Raw genomic sequence first — 16,952 nt, forward strand, 5'->3', positions numbered from 1 at the left:
CTTGATAAGCATCCGGATTTTGGAGTTAATTTGACAGCATAACAGGAGAGAGTATCATGAACAGGGATGAAGAATTTCTGATCAAAAGAATAAAAGATCTGGCGGAGCAGTCCTACCGCACCGGCTTATATACCTATACCGGCTTTCTGAATCAGCAGGAGCAGGCGGTATATGCCAGAGTAAGGAAGGATACGGCGCCTGTGACAGCAATGTTTTCCGGCGGTGTTGATGGCTGTGAGCGGCAGATACTCCGGTTTGGCGATGAGGAAAGTCTGGGATACGATGCGGGCTTTCCTATTTGCTGTATTGAGATCAAGCCGCTGATTGAGAAGTTTGCGGATGCACTGACGCACCGGGACTATCTTGGAGCGTTGATGCATCTGGGGATTGAGCGCAGTACGCTCGGGGATATTATGATCCGTGATAAGACCGCATATTTGTTCTGTCTGGAGAAGATCGCACCGTTTATTCCGGAGAATCTGGATCAGGTAAAGCATACACATGTGCAGTGCCGGATATTAGACCGGATGCCGGAGGCGGTACGTCCGAAGCTGCAGGCGGTCAAGCTGATCGTGCCGAGCATGCGGCTGGATGTGATCGTGGCAAAGCTCTGTCATCTTTCGAGAAGCCAGAGCATTGCACTGTTCCGTGAGAAGAAGGTGTTTGTCAACGGTTATCAGATGGAGAACAACAGCGGCACTCTAAAGGAGCAGGATGTGGTGTCGGTGCGGGGCTACGGCAAGTTTATCTGTGACGGTATTTCCGGAGAAACAAAAAAAGGAAACCTGAATATCCAGGTTTCCAAATATGTATGACGGACAGGTTTATTTTTCTTCTTTAGGCGGAACTGCAAAAAAGCGGTTCCACTTTTTGTCGCTTTGGTATTCTAACATGCGGTCATACTGCGCATACATTTTCTGGACACCGTTTTCCAGAAGATAATAGTGATTGATATATGGGAACAGAAGGATCAGAAGAGGGATCAGCAGAAGCGTAAGCCAGATGCTTCCGGTTCCGACAAGACCGACAACAACCGAGGTGGTCATCAGTGCAAAAAGCACGGTGACGATCAGATGGATCAGCCGTTCGTGCTGGAAAAACTGAATCTGAGTCAGATGATTGTGGATGGCACGGTCCCAGTCTGTATCTTCCGGCGGATCCTGGATCAGCTCATCGATCTGCTGCAAATAAGTCAAAATTCTTCGTTTCATATGGATCAATCCTTTCCTGAAATCTTTTAGTAGAATTATACCACGAATTCGTGTATATTTATAGATATATATCCGGGCACTGTCGGATGAACAGTAATCATAGTTGCAGTGCAGAAAGAGGGACAAATGGACAAGATTAAGAAAATAACTTTAACACCGGCACGCTGTGGTCTGGATCTGGGAGACGGCAGTGAGAGAGCTGAGTATGTCAATCAGGATTACATTTTAAATACACTGGGAAGACCACATAGAAATATTGGTATTATGTATACTTATTATCCAAAGGATAAGGAATGGCCGGAGCGTATTAGTGTGGCATGTAAGGACATGGAGATCCATTTTCAGTGGGATTATCCGTATGATGATTACTTCCCGTATCGCGGAGGTCCGGACGGCGATACAAAGGGAGAACCGTTTGAGCAGATGCGCGATATCCGTCGTCATGGTCAGGACGTGGCACTGACGCTTACGATCGACTGTTCGCTGGAGGATGAATATCTCCGTCAGATCGCAAAGGATCTTAGACCATTCGGAAGAATGCGTCTTCGTATCAACCATGAGTGTGCCGGAGACTGGTTCACCCACAATCAGCGTTTCTCCTACAAGGAGATTGGAGAGTTCTTTGTGCGCTTCGCAAAGATCGTGAAGGAAGAGGCACCACAGATCTCACTTGTATTCTGCGGCGGTGCTGTCGGAGATCTCGAGGCAGAGGATGCGCCGGTACAGTATGAGGAGGAGTTCAAGGAGGCATTTGATATTGCCGATATCTGGTCCAATGACTGCTATCTGGCACTTCATTACGGATGGCCGTTTGACGTATGTGAAAAGGGTGGCGACAGCTACGCGATGACACCGGTTGATCCGTTTTTTGAGAGACTCAATAAAACCTCTAAGAGAATGACAAAGGTCAATCACGGAGAGTGCAAGCCGTTCGTGATCTCTGAGTTTAACACCGATGGAGACGTGACGGGACCGATGCGTCAGGGCGAATCGATCAAGCGTTTTGTTGAGAAATTAAAGTCCGAAAATGCGGACTGGTTCGACGGATTTTCTATGTACCAGTTCAGGGACAGAGGAAGACTTGGTCTTGAGATTGAGGATCCGAACAATTCTGCAGTCGGTATTCCACAACCGGTCTTAAAGGACTATAAGGATATTCTGAAGGATCCGTTCTTCCTGCCGGGACTCAATGAGCAGGAGGAGACGACACTGCCGGCAACTCTTCGCTGGGGAGGTGCAGAGGATGCAGAGGGAATTGCAATCCCGATCCGTTTTGAGAAGACACCTGAATTTTGTGAGATCACCTTTGAAGAAGAACTCAATCTGATGATGGAGTTAAACGGACGATGGTTCTATAAAGCACCTGGAACAAAGACCGTCGATATGATGTCCGCTTTCTTTGAGACACCGATCGAGCCGGGCACAGAGATGACACTGAAGATCTTTGCACCGCCGGCAACCGGAGAGAATGATCCGTCACAGGGGGATGACTGGGATATCAATTATTATACTACGATCACAAAGATGCCTGAGCTTCGTATCCGTTATGAGGAGATTCAGGAGGTACTGTAATGGAACATGCAATTGTAACGCTGAAAAAGGGAGAAGGACGCACGATCAAGGCGGGCGGTGCCTGGATCTACGACAACGAGATCGCAAATGTAGTCGGCAGCTTTGATGATGGCGATGTCGTGCTGGTGCATGACTTTGACGGCTATCCGATGGGGAAGGGCTATATCAACCGTCACTCCAAGATCCGTGTCCGGATGTTGACACGTCATCAGGAGCAGGAGATTGACGATGTTTTCTGGAAAATGCGTTTGCAGGCGGCATGGGATTACCGGAAGGCAACTGTGGATACCTCGAGCTGCCGTATCGTTTTCGGGGAAGCGGATTTCCTGCCGGGACTCGTCATTGATAAGTTCAGCGATGTTCTTGTCGTGGAGTCTCTGGCACTCGGTATTGACCGGTATAAGGAGCATCTTGTCGATCTGTTAAAGGAGATCCTTGCGGCAGACGGCATTACGATCCGCGGTGTGTATGAGCGCAGCGATGCAAAGGAACGTCTGAAGGAAGGCATGGAGCGCGTAAAGGGCTTTATGGGAGCGGAATTTGATACGAATGTTGAGATCATCGAGAACGGCGTGCATTATATGGTCGATGTCAAGGAAGGACAAAAGACCGGATTTTTCCTGGATCAGAAATACAACCGTCAGTCCATTCGCTCAATCTGCCGTGGCGCAAAGGTGCTCGACTGCTTTACGCATACAGGCTCCTTTGCACTGAATGCCGGACAGGCAGGTGCGGCAAGCGTACTTGGTCTGGATGCCTCCGAGCTTGGCGTAGAGCAGGCGAAAAAGAACGCAGCATTAAATGGTCTGTCCGATATTGTGGACTTTGAATGTGCCGATGTTTTTGAGAAGCTGCCACAGATGGAGGCAGCCGGAGAGAAGTTTGACGTGATCATTCTGGATCCGCCGGCATTTACAAAGTCCCGCAACTCTGTGAAGAACGCAGTCAAGGGATACCGTGAGATCAATCTGCGTGCGATGAAGCTGATCAGGGACGGCGGTTATCTGGCAACCTGTTCCTGCTCACATTTCATGACCTACGAGCTGTTTACCAAGACGATCGGACAGGCGGCAGCCAATGTGCATAAGAGACTGCGGCAGGTTTCCTTTGCAACGCAGGCACCGGATCATCCGATCCTATGGGCAGCAGATACCTCTTATTATTTGAAGTTCTATATTTTTCAGGTTTGTGATGAGAAATAGGCTTGACAAATCAGAGTGAAAATGTTATAAATAATTTAGATAGTATGTTACTTGATTCGAACGAACCCAAGGCATTAACTAGACATAAATTTTACAGGATGTTTATGTGAGTTAGTGCCTTTTTTTGTTCCCTTTTTGTGAGAATAACAGCATAAATCCCGGGTACGCTGTATAGAATCGGGCAAAAAGCGGACACTAAAAAGGATATGCAGACGAAGCAGATGATCACATGAATATCACCAGGAAAGGAAGGATGAATCATGAAAGATAAGATTTTTGAAGTCCTGCAGAGAATCGGACGAAGCTTTATGCTGCCGATCGCAATCCTGCCTGTTGCCGGGTTGCTTCTGGGACTTGGTAGTTCGTTTACAAACGAGACGACAATTGCAACGTACCATTTGGGAAAGATCCTTGGTGACGGGACGATCCTGCATGCACTTTTAGTCATCATGAATAAGGTCGGCAGTGCCGTATTTGATAACCTGCCGCTGTTGTTTGCCGTTGGTGTTGCCATCGGTATGGCAAAGAAGGAGAAGGAGGTATCTGCTCTTTCTGCCGTGATCGCATATTTCGTTATGAATATTTCAATTAGCGGTATGCTGGAGATCAATGGAAAGATCCTCGGGGATGGTAGCATTTCAAAGGATGTGCTTTCCGGAACGATTGCTTCCGTCTGCGGTATCAATACCCTGCAGATGGGTGTGTTTGGAGGTATTATCGTCGGTCTTGGTGTGGCGGCACTTCACAACCGCTTCCATAAGATCCAGCTTCCGAATGCATTGTCATTCTTTGCCGGATCAAGATTTGTACCGATCATTTCCACGATCGTGTATATGTTTGTCGGTATTCTGATGTATTTTGTATGGCCGGTCGTTCAGAATGGTATTTATTCGCTCGGAGGTCTTGTGACCGGCAGTGGTTATTTCGGCACACTGATCTTTGGTATTGTCAAGAGAGCACTGATTCCGTTTGGTCTTCACCATGTATTCTATATGCCGTTCTGGCAGACAGCTGTCGGCGGCACGGCAGAGGTTGCCGGACAGATGGTACAGGGTGGACAGAATATCTTCTTTGCACAGCTTGCCGATGCATCCCATGTAACGCATTTCAGCGCGGACGCGACAAGATATTTCTCCGGTGAGTTTATCTTTATGATCTTCGGTCTTCCGGGGGCAGCACTTGCAATGTACCGCACCGCGAAGCCGGAGAAAAAGAAACAGGTTGGAGGTCTTCTTTTCTCCGCAGCACTGACATCCATGCTGACAGGTATCACAGAGCCGATCGAGTTCTCGTTCCTGTTCGTGGCACCGATCCTGTTTGCAGTACAGGTGATCTTAGCAGGTGCTGCCTATATGATCGCCCACATGTTAAACATTGCAGTCGGACTTACCTTCTCCGGTGGTTTTCTGGATCTGTTCCTGTTTGGTATTCTTCAAGGCAATGACAAGACAAGCTGGCTGAGGATCATTCCGGTCGGAATTATTTATTTCTTCCTGTATTACTTTATCTTCTCATTCCTGATCAAGAAGCTGAACTTAAAGACACCGGGACGTGAGGATGAAGATCAGGAGGTGAAGCTTTATACGAAGGCAGATGTCAATGCAAGAAAGTCCAAGAAAACGGACAGTACCGAAAATGGGACAGATGATCTGCTCAGCGCAGATATCACAAGAGGTCTTGGAGGTAAGAAGAATATCGACGGTGTTGACTGTTGTGCAACAAGACTTCGCTGTACGGTATTTAATGCCGATCTGGTTGACGATACACTGTTAAAATTAACCGGATCCAGCGGTGTGATCCACAAGGGTAACGGCGTTCAGATTGTATACGGTCCTCATGTCACGGTGATCAAGTCAAATTTGGAAGATTACCTTGAAACAGCGCCGGATATCGAATATACTAAAGATAGTGAAGAAACTGTGGAGGAGGATGTGCCTGCACAGGAGGAACAGACGGAAACAAAGGTTACAAAGACCATCGTGGTATCAAGCCCGATCACCGGTGTGGCAGCAGATCTGTCCACGGCACCGGATGAGGCATTTGCCGGAAGAATGATGGGAGACGGAGCCGTTGTGACACCGACGGATGCCATTGTAAAGGCACCGGAGGATGGAGAGGTTGTCTTTGTCTTTGAGACAAAGCATGCCATTGGATTTATGACAGATTCCGGACTCAGCATGCTGTTACACATTGGCATTGACACCGTACAGCTTGGCGGCAAGGGCTTCGAGGTATTTGTCGAGAACGGACAGAAGGTGAAGAAGGGAGATCCGATGATGAAGCTGGATCTTGACTATCTTGCCGGGCATGCTCCATCCCTGACATCACCGGTGCTTTGTACGGAGCTTGAGGATAACCAGAAGATCCGACTGTTGAAGGACGGAGAGATCAAAGCAGGAGAGGAATTATTTGCGGTCGATTTCTACGAATAAATGAAATGTGAGGATCGGACATGTACAGAATCGTAAAAGTGTTAAACCATAATGCGGTGCTTGCGGTAAATGCAGAGGACGGGAAGGAATGTCTTCTGATGGGCAAGGGGATTGGATTTGGTAAAAAGGTGAGCGAACATGTGGAACCGGGAGAGGATGCCCGTATCTATACACTGCAGGCATCCGGTGAACGGGGGCAGGCGGGAGAGATCGTAAAATCGATCGATCCGGAGTTTTTGGAGATCGCGAACCTGGTGCTTGATGAGGCGCAGAAGGTGTTTGGAAATATTGACCGTAACATTTTATTTCCGCTTGCGGATCATATCTGTTATGCGGTGGAGCGCATGAAAAGGCACGAGTCGATCAGTAATCCACTGACCGAGGATATCCGTCTTTTGTTTCATATGGAGTATAAGGTTGCAAGCTGTGTTGTGCCGGTTCTCAAGAAGAAATTTGGAATTACCATCGGAGACGATGAGATCGGATATATTACATTGCATGTGCATTCTGCCATCGATGATGACAAGGTATCCGATGCCATGAAGACAGCCCGCGCGGTGCGTGAATGTATTGAGATCGTAGAGAATGCCATGGGAAAACGGATCGATGTCATGACATTATCCTATAACCGACTGATGAACCATGTGCGTTACATGATCGTGCGGGCGCTGAATGGCGAGAAATTGAAAATGAGTTTAAATGACTATATGAGTGTGAAATATCCGGAGGAATTTGCAATGGCAGAACAGATCTGTGAGCAGATCGGAACGACCATCGGCTGCACCTTAAAGGATGCGGAAACCGGATATCTGGCAATGCATATCTGTCGTGTGACAAGCGGCGAACTGGACGCCGAAGAATAAAAGCAATCGAAGCACCAAAGAACAGATAAAAGTTTTAAGGATGCCGGAAAGCATCCGTATACAATATAAAATCAAACGAACAAATTTAAGAAATGGAGGAAATTATTATGAAATCATTCAATTATGTAATCACTGATGAGGTAGGTATTCACGCAAGACCGGCAGGTCTTCTGGTAAAGGAAGCAAAGAAATATGAGTCTGCGGTTACGATCGTAAAGGGCGACCGCAAGGCAGATGCAAGAAAGCTTATGATGTTAATGTCTCTCGGCGTAAAATGCGGCGAGGAGATCACAGTAGAGGTTGAGGGTGCTGATGAGGATGCTGCGGCAGCCGGCATGGAGAAGTTCTTTGAGGAGACACTTTAATCGATTGCATATCCTGTCACAGGGCAAAATGAGAGAATGCATGCGCGAGTCATGCGGAAATGGAGGCTGTGGTGGAAATATACGAGGGAAAGTCGATCTTTAAAGGGATCGCAATTGGAAAGATCTTTTACTATCAGAAGGGTGCGCAGCAGGTAAAACGCGAGAAGGTCGAGGATACGGCTGCAGAGAAAGCAAGATATGAGGCTGCCAGTGCAAAGGCATCCGAGCAGCTTCAGGCACTGTACGAAAAAGCGGTCAAGGAGGTTGGCGAAGCCAATGCGGCTGTCTTTGAGGTGCACATGATGATGCTGGAGGATGACGATTATGTTTCCTCTATCGTCAATATGATCGAGACACAGAATGTAAACGCAGAGTTTGCCGTGGCAACAACCGGCGATAACTTTGCGGAGATGTTCTCGCAGATGGACGATGAATATTTCAAGGCGAGAGCGGCTGATGTCAAGGATATCACAGAGCGTTTGATCTCTGTGCTCGGAGAGCAGGAGACCACAGGTGATATCGGGGACGAACCGGTGATCATTGTGGCGGATGATCTGGCGCCGAGCGAGACTGTTCAGATGGACAAGGAGAAGCTCCTTGCCTTTGTGACACGCCATGGATCCGCCAATTCCCATACAGCGATTCTCGCAAGAACCATGAACATACCGGCACTGATCGGTGTGGATATCCAAGAGGAGTGGAATGGCCACATGGCAGTGGTAGACGGTAGGAGTGGAAAGCTTTATATAGATCCGGAGGAGGAGATCCTTACAAAGCTGAAGGATGATCGGAAAAAGGAGCAGGAGGCAAGAGAACTGTTATCACTGCTTAAGGGCAAGGAGGATGTGACCGCAGACGGTAAGCATATCAAGCTGTATGCCAATATTGCCGGTGTCGGTGACGTTGCTAATGTTCTTGCCAATGATGCAGCGGGCATCGGACTTTTCAGAAGTGAATTTCTGTATCTGGAGGCAGAGGATTATCCGGATGAGGAGACGCAGTTTCTGGCTTACAAGCGCGTGGCTGAGACGATGGCAGGCAAGAAGGTGGTTGTTCGTACTCTTGATATCGGAGCCGATAAGCAGGTGGACTATTTCCATCTGGATAAGGAAGAGAACCCTGCCATGGGTTACCGTGCGATCCGTATCTGTCTGGACCGCCCGGAAATCTTCCGTACGCAGCTTCGTGCGTTGATCCGTGCCAGTGCTTATGGCGAGATCGCGATCATGTATCCGATGATCATTTCCGTGGAGGAGGTTCGCGAGATCAAGAAGATCGTTTTGTCCGTTAAGAAGGAGCTTGACGAGCGGGGCATCCCTTATGGAAGCTTTGAACAGGGTATTATGATCGAGACACCGGCGGCTGTCATGATGAGTGAGGAGCTTGCTGCTGAGGTTGACTTTTTCAGTATCGGAACAAACGATCTGACACAGTATACCCTGGCAATGGATCGTCAGAATATGAAGTTAGACACGATGTATGATCCGCATCATCCGGCAATCCTTAAGATGATCAAGATGACGATCGATAACGGTCATAAGGGCGGTTGCTGGGTCGGCATCTGCGGGGAGCTTGGTGCTGATACAACGCTGACAGAGACCTTTGTGAAAATGGGTATCGATGAGCTTTCGGTATCCCCGTCCTTTGTACTTCCGGTACGAAAGATCATCCGTGAGACAACGGTAAAATAGGTGTCCGATAAATAGGACAGATAATCCCTCTGTGTTTGTTGACTGAGAAGTCAGGGAAGCACAGAGGGAGATTGTATAAGCAATCGTACAGTGACGCGCAAAACGGGCAAGTCCAATTTGTTCTGGTATAGGAAAATGCTCGTAATGTGGTGGGAAGCAAGGGCAAGCTTACTCCTTTCTTCCGTAAATCTCACGAAATTGCCGCAAAGTGTATCCGGTGTATTTTTTGAATTGAGTTCCCAGATGGCTCTGCGAAGAAAAGCCTAAGTAAGTGGCAATTTCTATATAGGAATAATCCGAATAAATCAAAAGATTTTTGGCACGATTGATCTTTTCCTGAAGGATGTAATGGGAAATACTGACTCCTTCACATTGCTTGAAAAGCTGGGATAGATAATTGGGATTACAGTCTGCTTCAAGAGCAAGATCTTCTACAGTGATTCTATCGTGCAAATGAGAAAAAATATAATCCTTGCATTTGTTGATGCGGGGATTTTTTTGCTTTTGAGAGATTCCTTTTTGGTTTTCTTTGATATCATGTACCATTTCTGCATAATGAAATTCAGCCTTTTGAGCAAGTGGTTTGATCCGTGCGATATCATTGCAGTCCTCGATCTGCTGGATATAAGTGTCGCTTAACGAGAAGGAAATCTCCGGAGATAATCCGCCGCGGATGGCATAGCGGCTGGCAAGAGTGATAAGAACGATGCCGAGGTTCTTAAGATTGCGTACAGGATCCCTGGCAAGTGTACCGATTGATCCATCGTAATCCTCCTGCATGCTTTTTTCCAATTGGATCAAATCTCCGTTCTCGATGCTGCTAAATTCACGCACCTCCTGATCGTAAGGATTGTGGTGTACTGAGTTTTCCTGATTATCAAAAAGCAGATTATTAAAATTCTGCTGTACCTTTTCTTCTGAATCCTGATCTACACAGTTATCCTGTATTATCATCTCCGGAGAAGATTCTGTACCGGTTAGCATATGGTGAAGAAAAATCATATCATTCAAGTAAGTGGTCAGATCGACTTGAGGAATATACTTTTCAACGTTTTCCTCCAGAGAAAGCGAATCGTAGTTATGTGTCAGATAAACGGAAGCCGGAAAACAAACTGGTCCTGCAACGTAAATGAATTCGTCGGTATGGACAACACAGTAAATATTTTTTTGGTGAATTGCCTTCAGGCAGGGCATTGATTTCTGCGGCTTGTTCAGCAGATAATTACGAAATGACAGATTGCGCATATATGAATCCTGAAAGGAAAGCACTCCGCAATAAGAGAAAAGTATTTCCTGATTCAGGGAAAATTTATACACATAGGTGTGAAGCTTTTTGGAAAGATATTGAAGTAAAATAATGTCCTGCATTTTAAGCAACCTCCATGTATTAGTTCTTTAAGACATATTATATCAGGTTATATAAGAAAAATGTTAAAAATATAATAATTTTGATATAAAATGCAGTTTTTTTATCTTAAAATCTAGTTACAAATTAAGAAAAGACGGAAAACGAAAAACAGAAAACAGTTGTTTATTTTAAACAAAGAAAGGTACGGTTATTATGAAAGTAAAAGGTGTTAATTTAGGAAACTGGCTGGTTTTGGAAAAATGGATGAATCCGGCGTTGTTTGAAGGAACGACAGCGGAGGATGAGTACTGGCTGCCAAGGCAGTTGTCGAAGGAGGTGTATGAGGCAAGAATCAAGATCCATCGTAGTGAGTATATTACGGAACGTGATTTTGTAACAATCAAGTCCTGGGGGCTGGATGCAGTACGTATTCCGGTACCATATTTCATTTTTGGCGACAGAGAGCCGTTCATTGGATGTGTAGAAGAACTGGATAAGGCATTTAACTGGGCTGAAAAGTATGGCCTGAAGATTCTGATTGATCTGCATACAGCACCGGAAGGACAGAATGGATCTGACAATGGAGGAATATGTGGAGTTTGTAAATGGGCTCAGAATCCCGAGGAGGTTGAGTTTGTCCATACAGTATTGGAGAGACTGGCTCAAAGATATGGACACAGAGAAGGTCTTTGGGGAATCGAACTGATCAACGAGCCGGCATTACAGGGAGCATGGGAGTTACTGAATATTCAAAAAAGATATCCACCGGTAGATAAAGAGATGGCGAAGGGCAGTGCTCCGATTACTGTTGAGTTTATCCGGAAATTCTATCTGGATGCCTATGACCGTATTGAGAAGTATCTGGATGAGGATAAATATATCGTTATTCATGATGGGTTTGAGCTTACAATCTGGAAAGATTTTATGCGTGAAGAAAAGTACAAAAATGTAGTTCTTGATACCCACCAGTATCTGATGATGGCAGAAATGATGGGATGTGAGCAGACTGTAGAGGGCTATGAAAAATATGTGAAAGAGCATTTCATGAAAGAAATTGAAGAAATGCAGCAGTATTTCCCTGTGATCTGTGGTGAGTGGTGTCTGTTTAATTCTCTTGCCTGCGGCTGGGATACGAAGGGCGGTCAGACTGTTTTAAACGGACTGGAGGGAGCTTCGGTAGAAAGCTATTCGCCGGAGCAGAAAAAGGAAATATATCAGGCAGTTGCACGAATGCAGAAAGCAGCCTGGGAAAAGGGATCCGGTTATTTTTACTGGAGCTATAAATTATTGACAGACACAGTCAATACAGAAGGCTGGATTGGCTGGGATAGTTGGGATCTGGGACGTTGTGTTGATTTTGGATGGTTTCCGTTAGATAAATAAGCAATAGAAAGAGAGGTAACGAATATGAATGAGAATAAGATGAATCCAAATGCTAAACTTACATTTTTGGAGCGTTTTGCATATGGTATAGGAGATTATGCGGGAAACCTGGTTTATTCTGCAATCAGTGCATTTTTGCTGGTATATTATACGAATGTTGTTGGAGCAAGTGCAGCGGCTGCAGCGTCTATTATTGCAATTTCAAAGATTTTTGACGGTATTTCGGATCTGGTAATGGGATATATTATCGATCATACTCATAGTAAATGGGGAAAGGCACGCCCGTGGATCGCCAGATTGTGTGTGCCGTTAGCAGTATGTACGGTTCTTATGTTTACGGTTCCAACTGCATTTGTTGGGAAAACGCAGCTGGCATATATGTTTTTAACATATAATCTGGTTTCTACGATTTTTTATACAGGAATCAATGTTCCGTATGCAACCTTAAATGGTCTGATGACAACCAATCAGTATGAGAGAGGTTTGCTTGGAAATTTCCGTAACCTTTTGGCAACAGCAGGAACCATGACGATCAATACGGTTGTACTGAAAATGACAGCTGCTTTTGGTGGTGGAGATGTTTATTCCCAGAAGGGATGGACATTGACATTTGTTGTTTTGATGATTGTATTTGTTGTTTTAAACATGTTTACATTCTTTATGTGCAAAGAGCGTGTCGTAGAAGGTGGTTCTACTCAGAAAGAGGCAAAGGAAAATCAGGTTTCCTTTATCAAAGGCATTAAAGGATTGTTCGTCAATAAGTATTGGGTATTACTGGTAATTGCTATCTTTGCAATGTATTTTATGATGTCCTGCTTCTTCGGATCTGCCGTTTTTTTTGCACAGTATAATGTAGGAAATGCCGGTAAATATGCCATTATTTCTAACTGTCTTTCTATTGCACAGATTACATTCCTCTTTGTGACACCATTCATTATGAAAAAGGTTTCCAAGAAAAATCTGTTTATGTGTGGAATGGCAGTTTCCGGAATTGGATTTCTTCTTTCCGGTTTTACAACAGATGTAACAATGACCTGTGTATTATCTGTTGTAAAGGGTATGGGATTTGCATGTGGAGGAGCTTCTATGTTTGGTCTTCTTCAGGATGCAATCACATACGGAGAGTGGTACAACGGATATGGAACAGCCGGAATGGGAAATGCAGCATCTTCATTTTGTATGAAGGTTGGCTCCGGTATTGGTACAGCAGCACTTGGATGGGTGTTGGGCTTCGGCGGATTTGATGCAAAGAAGGCAGTGCAGTCTGCTAAGTCGCTGGCAGCAATTAATTGGTCCTTTGCATGGATTCCGTTTATTATGGTAGTGATCGTAGTGGTCTGCATGGTATTCTTTGATCTGGACAAGAAGTATGATCAGGTTCTTGCTGATCTGGAGCAGGGAAAACACCGTAAGGACAATTAATCGGCAGAGCAGTCATTGTGTATAGAGGAGGATTACCATGAGGGAATTGCAGGAAAAAGATATTCTATTTGGAGCAGCATATTATCCGGAGTATATGCCGTATGACCGGCTGCAGGAAGACATTGCTATGATGCAGAAAGCAGGAATGAATACGATTCGTATTGCAGAGTCAACCTGGAGCACATTAGAACCGGCAGAAGGTGTATACGATTTTTCCTATATTGATAAAACACTTGCGGCAGCAGAGGAAGCCGGAATGTATGTGATCATTGGGACACCAACGTATGCCATTCCCTCCTGGTTAGAAAAAAAATGTCCGGAAGTGATGGTGTTTGACGGGTATTCCAGAAAGAAATACGGAAAACGCCAGATCATGGATATCGTTCACCCGGTGTTTCGTAAATGCGCTGAAAATGTGATCTGTAAATTGCTTGAGCATACGGCAAATGTTTCCTGTGTGATAGGTTTTCAGATTGATAATGAGACGAAGCATTATGGAACAGCATCGCCACAGGTGCAGCGGATGTTCGTTGAATATTTAAAGACAAAATTTCATACGACCGAGCAGTTAAACGAAGTATTTGGCTTGCGCTACTGGAGTAATTCCATTTCTGATTGGTCGGATTTTCCGGATATGGCAGGCTGTATTCATGGTGGACTTGCCTGCGAATTTGCTAAATTCCAGAGAAGTCTGGCGGCAGAGTATTTAGTGTGGCAGTCAGAGCTTGTAAAAAAATATAAGAGGCAAGATCAGTTTATTACACATAATTTTGATTTTGAATGGAAAAAATTCGGAGCAGATATTGCGCAGGATGGGTATTCTTATGGTGTGCAGCCTGATATCAATCATTATGAAGCGTCTAAAGCCGTGACGATCGCAGGAACAGATATTTATCATCCGACGCAGGATGGTCTGACAGGAGCAGAGATTGGATTTGGTGGGGATTCTATTCGAACCCTTAAGGATGATGCATATATTGTGCTGGAATGTCAGGCGCAGGCATTTAAATATTGGACACCATATCCGGGACAGCTCCGTCTTCATGGATACAGCCATCTGGCAAGTGGGGCGGCAGGCGTTTTATACTGGAACTGGCATTCCATTCATGATGGATATGAAACATATTGGAAGGGTGTTTTGAGTCATGACTTTTCTACGAATCCGGTATATGAAGAGGCGGGAGAATTTGGGCGTGAGATTGCCCGGTTCGGCAGGGAGACATTGTGTATTTCCCGGAAAAATCAGGTGGCTGTGGTAATTGATAATCAGTCTCTGAGCAGCTTCAACTGGTTCCCGATTGACAAGGATTTAAGCTATAATGATGTGGTTCGCTGGATGTACGATTGTTTGTACGAAATGAACATCTCCTGTGATATCATAGACATTCACCAATTGGAAGAAAAATTTGATCAGGAACAAAAGCCGTATCAGATGATCGTTACACCTGCGTTATATAGTGTATCGGATGCATTTGTTCAGAAGATGAAGGGATTTGTGCAGGCTGGTGGAGTGGTTGTAAGCTCTTTTAAGTCTTTTGTGGCAGATCGTCAGTTAAGTGTGTATTCAGATGTGCAGCCTCATGGCATGACGGATTGCTTTGGTATGAGCTATAATCAGTTTACGGAGCCGGGACGGGCAACGGTTGCAGGAGAAAATATTTTATATTTTGCTGAATTGTTGAAACCGGATACGGCTCAGGTGATAGAGTCATATGAGCATAAATACTGGGGAAAATATGCCGCGATCACTAAAAATGCTTTTGGACAGGGATATGGTTATTATATTGGCTGCTATGTAACGAAAGAAAGACTGAAGAAAATATTTAAGGATGCTGTTGTTTGTGCTCAGGTTCAAAACTATTTCGATGACGAAATAAAATGGCCTGTGATCATTCGCAGCGGCATTAATGAGAAAAAAGAAACAATTCATTATGCTCTTCATTACAGTGAGGAAGCGGAGAGTTTTATTTGCCCATTCGAAAAGGTGGAGGATCTTCTGTCAGGTAATATCTTTATGAAGGGGCAGAGTATTCCGATGAAGGATTGGGGTGTCCGGATTTTGAAAGAGTATGAAGGAGAGTAATCATGAAATTTACATTTGTGGAAAGTGTTGGAAAACAAAAACTCTTAAGAAATGAGAAAACAGTAGATTTTATTGATGATACAGGAGTAGAGGATCAGGTAATTAATATTTATCCTCAGATAAAATACCAGACCTTTGAAGGGTTTGGTGGAGCAATTACTGATGCTGCAGGTTATGTATTTCAACAAATGAATGACGTGCAGCAGAAGGAGCTGCTCACAAAATATTTTGATCCGGATCACATGAACTATGTTAGAGTGCGGATTCATATGGACAGCTGTGACTTTTCGACTCATTTGTATTCGGCGATAAAAGACCCGCAGGACAGAGATTTGGAATCATTTGATTTTACGGATACAGAGAAATATATTCTGCCATTGTTGGAGGCTGCACAGAAAACAGCGCAAAGACCATTAAAAATAATGCTGTCACCGTGGTCTCCGCCTGCATTTATGAAGACAAATGGTGCCCGTAAAAATGGTGGAAGTCTGAAAAGAGAGTTTTATCCCTTATGGGCAAAATGTATTTGCCGATACATTGCAGAGTTTGAGAAACGCGGATATGAGGTGGAGCAGATTTCTGTGCAAAATGAACCAAAAGCTGTTCAGACATGGGATTCCTGTGTGTATTCTTCAGCTCAGGAAAAGGAGTTTCTTTCGGAATATCTGTATCCGGCTATGGAGCGGGCAGGACTGGAACATGTGAAGGTGTTTGTGTGGGATCATAATAAGGAACGTGCTTTTGAAAGGGCATGTGAGTTGATCGATGAAAAGACGGATCACATGATTGACGGAGTTGCATTTCACTGGTACAGTGGAGATCATTTTGAGGCACTGGATCTTATTCGGAAACAATTTCCGGATAAGAAACTGATTCTGTCAGAAAGCTGTCTGGAATACAATAAATTTAATCCGTCCGCAGAAGAAATTAATGCGGGACGTCTGGCACATGATATGATTGGGAATTTAAATCATGGATTGAATTCATTTTTTGATTGGAATATCCTTTTGGATAAAGAGGGAGGTCCCAATCATGTTGGAAATTATTGTGATGCCCCTTTTCTGTATGATGTGGAACACAAAGAGCTGATACAGCGAATGAGTGCGGATTACTATTGGCATTTTTCGCATTTTATCCGGGAGGGTGCGGTAAGGCTTGGTTTCAGCAGATATACAGATGCAATTGATGTGACCGCCTGGGAAAATCCCGACGGAACCATTGTTTTGATCCTGTTAAACCGCGGTGTAGAAGCTGTGCCGGTGCACATAAGGCTTCAAGGAAAGGAAGCGGATATTACGGTATCGGCGCGAAGTATTGTCAGCGGTGTTGTTAGCGGTCGGTAGATGGAAATACGGACGTTTTTAAAATTGAGAGGAGAGA

At 44.9% G+C, this 16,952-nt stretch carries 13 protein-coding genes; 11 read left to right on the forward strand and 2 right to left on the reverse strand.

Features of this window, described 5'->3' with window-relative positions; all coding sequences use genetic code 11:
- Window positions 1-56: 56 nt before the first annotated feature.
- Window positions 57-815, forward strand: coding sequence for a YlmH/Sll1252 family protein (locus ACZLMD_RS07185; protein ID WP_118560185.1), 759 nt, complete (start codon window positions 57-59; stop codon window positions 813-815).
- A 9-nt stretch (window positions 816-824) separates the two neighbouring features.
- On the opposite strand, the gene ACZLMD_RS07190 is transcribed toward ACZLMD_RS07185, so the two are convergent.
- Window positions 825-1,211: a hypothetical protein gene (locus tag ACZLMD_RS07190; protein WP_022306763.1), complete on the reverse strand. Its 387-nt coding sequence runs from the start codon at window positions 1,209-1,211 to the stop codon at window positions 825-827.
- 126 nt (window positions 1,212-1,337) lie between these two features.
- Here ACZLMD_RS07190 and ACZLMD_RS07195 point away from each other — a divergent pair, with 126 nt between their 5' ends.
- The 6 genes from ACZLMD_RS07195 to ptsP all read left to right on the forward strand — a co-directional run bounded on the left by ACZLMD_RS07195 (window position 1,338) and on the right by ptsP (window position 9,336).
- Window positions 1,338-2,783, forward strand: coding sequence for a hypothetical protein (locus ACZLMD_RS07195; RefSeq protein WP_489495433.1), 1,446 nt, complete (start codon window positions 1,338-1,340; stop codon window positions 2,781-2,783).
- A complete protein-coding gene (locus ACZLMD_RS07200; protein ID WP_482523414.1) occupies window positions 2,783-3,985 on the forward strand; it encodes a class I SAM-dependent rRNA methyltransferase in 1,203 nt (400 codons plus the stop codon). The genes ACZLMD_RS07195 and ACZLMD_RS07200 overlap by 1 nt, the downstream gene beginning before the upstream one ends.
- Before the next feature lie 260 nt (window positions 3,986-4,245).
- The gene (locus ACZLMD_RS07205; RefSeq protein ID WP_489495435.1) at window positions 4,246-6,417 is read left to right on the forward strand and encodes a PTS sugar transporter subunit IIABC; all 2,172 of its coding nucleotides are present in this window, start codon (window positions 4,246-4,248) and stop codon (window positions 6,415-6,417) included.
- 20 nt (window positions 6,418-6,437) lie between these two features.
- Window positions 6,438-7,280, forward strand: a complete 843-nt coding sequence (locus tag ACZLMD_RS07210; protein ID WP_022306759.1) for a PRD domain-containing protein — start codon at window positions 6,438-6,440, stop codon at window positions 7,278-7,280.
- A gap of 107 nt (window positions 7,281-7,387) precedes the next feature.
- Window positions 7,388-7,645 carry an HPr family phosphocarrier protein gene (locus ACZLMD_RS07215; RefSeq protein ID WP_022306758.1) on the forward strand — a complete coding sequence of 86 codons (258 nt, stop codon included), beginning with the start codon at window positions 7,388-7,390 and terminating at the stop codon, window positions 7,643-7,645.
- A 59-nt stretch (window positions 7,646-7,704) separates the two neighbouring features.
- Window positions 7,705-9,336 carry a phosphoenolpyruvate--protein phosphotransferase gene (gene ptsP, locus ACZLMD_RS07220; protein ID WP_484108934.1) on the forward strand — a complete coding sequence of 544 codons (1,632 nt, stop codon included), beginning with the start codon at window positions 7,705-7,707 and terminating at the stop codon, window positions 9,334-9,336.
- Window positions 9,337-9,504: 168 nt separating this feature from the next.
- Here the strand turns inward: ptsP and ACZLMD_RS07225 are convergent, their stop codons facing one another.
- Window positions 9,505-10,704, reverse strand: a complete 1,200-nt coding sequence (locus ACZLMD_RS07225; RefSeq protein WP_489495438.1) for a helix-turn-helix domain-containing protein — start codon at window positions 10,702-10,704, stop codon at window positions 9,505-9,507.
- A gap of 193 nt (window positions 10,705-10,897) precedes the next feature.
- Here ACZLMD_RS07225 and ACZLMD_RS07230 point away from each other — a divergent pair, with 193 nt between their 5' ends.
- From ACZLMD_RS07230 to ACZLMD_RS07245, 4 genes are read left to right on the forward strand one after another with little or no spacing between them, the layout of a single operon-like run.
- Window positions 10,898-12,067 (forward strand): glycoside hydrolase family 5 protein, encoded by a 1,170-nt coding sequence (locus ACZLMD_RS07230; RefSeq protein ID WP_118560177.1) that lies wholly within the window; start codon window positions 10,898-10,900, stop codon window positions 12,065-12,067.
- A 24-nt stretch (window positions 12,068-12,091) separates the two neighbouring features.
- Window positions 12,092-13,489 (forward strand): MFS transporter, encoded by a 1,398-nt coding sequence (locus ACZLMD_RS07235; RefSeq protein ID WP_489495441.1) that lies wholly within the window; start codon window positions 12,092-12,094, stop codon window positions 13,487-13,489.
- A gap of 37 nt (window positions 13,490-13,526) precedes the next feature.
- Window positions 13,527-15,572: a beta-galactosidase gene (locus ACZLMD_RS07240; protein ID WP_489495443.1), complete on the forward strand. Its 2,046-nt coding sequence runs from the start codon at window positions 13,527-13,529 to the stop codon at window positions 15,570-15,572.
- A gap of 2 nt (window positions 15,573-15,574) precedes the next feature.
- Window positions 15,575-16,915 carry a glycoside hydrolase family 30 protein gene (locus tag ACZLMD_RS07245; RefSeq protein ID WP_489495445.1) on the forward strand — a complete coding sequence of 447 codons (1,341 nt, stop codon included), beginning with the start codon at window positions 15,575-15,577 and terminating at the stop codon, window positions 16,913-16,915.
- Window positions 16,916-16,952 lie beyond the last annotated feature (37 nt).

This window comes from Jutongia sp. (assembly GCF_057878315.1).

What these genes read in the sequence shown, in the direction of transcription:
- ACZLMD_RS07185 (WP_118560185.1), top strand. Translation starts at nt 57, where the DNA reads ATGAACAGGGATGAAGAATTTCTGATCAAAAGAATAAAAGATCTGGCG.
- ACZLMD_RS07190 (WP_022306763.1), bottom strand. Translation starts at nt 1,211, where the DNA reads ATGAAACGAAGAATTTTGACTTATTTGCAGCAGATCGATGAGCTGATC.
- ACZLMD_RS07195 (WP_489495433.1), top strand. Translation starts at nt 1,338, where the DNA reads ATGGACAAGATTAAGAAAATAACTTTAACACCGGCACGCTGTGGTCTG.
- ACZLMD_RS07200 (WP_482523414.1), top strand. Translation starts at nt 2,783, where the DNA reads ATGGAACATGCAATTGTAACGCTGAAAAAGGGAGAAGGACGCACGATC.
- ACZLMD_RS07205 (WP_489495435.1), top strand. Translation starts at nt 4,246, where the DNA reads ATGAAAGATAAGATTTTTGAAGTCCTGCAGAGAATCGGACGAAGCTTT.
- ACZLMD_RS07210 (WP_022306759.1), top strand. Translation starts at nt 6,438, where the DNA reads ATGTACAGAATCGTAAAAGTGTTAAACCATAATGCGGTGCTTGCGGTA.
- ACZLMD_RS07215 (WP_022306758.1), top strand. Translation starts at nt 7,388, where the DNA reads ATGAAATCATTCAATTATGTAATCACTGATGAGGTAGGTATTCACGCA.
- ptsP (WP_484108934.1), top strand. Translation starts at nt 7,705, where the DNA reads ATGGAGGCTGTGGTGGAAATATACGAGGGAAAGTCGATCTTTAAAGGG.
- ACZLMD_RS07225 (WP_489495438.1), bottom strand. Translation starts at nt 10,704, where the DNA reads ATGCAGGACATTATTTTACTTCAATATCTTTCCAAAAAGCTTCACACC.
- ACZLMD_RS07230 (WP_118560177.1), top strand. Translation starts at nt 10,898, where the DNA reads ATGAAAGTAAAAGGTGTTAATTTAGGAAACTGGCTGGTTTTGGAAAAA.
- ACZLMD_RS07235 (WP_489495441.1), top strand. Translation starts at nt 12,092, where the DNA reads ATGAATGAGAATAAGATGAATCCAAATGCTAAACTTACATTTTTGGAG.
- ACZLMD_RS07240 (WP_489495443.1), top strand. Translation starts at nt 13,527, where the DNA reads ATGAGGGAATTGCAGGAAAAAGATATTCTATTTGGAGCAGCATATTAT.
- ACZLMD_RS07245 (WP_489495445.1), top strand. Translation starts at nt 15,575, where the DNA reads ATGAAATTTACATTTGTGGAAAGTGTTGGAAAACAAAAACTCTTAAGA.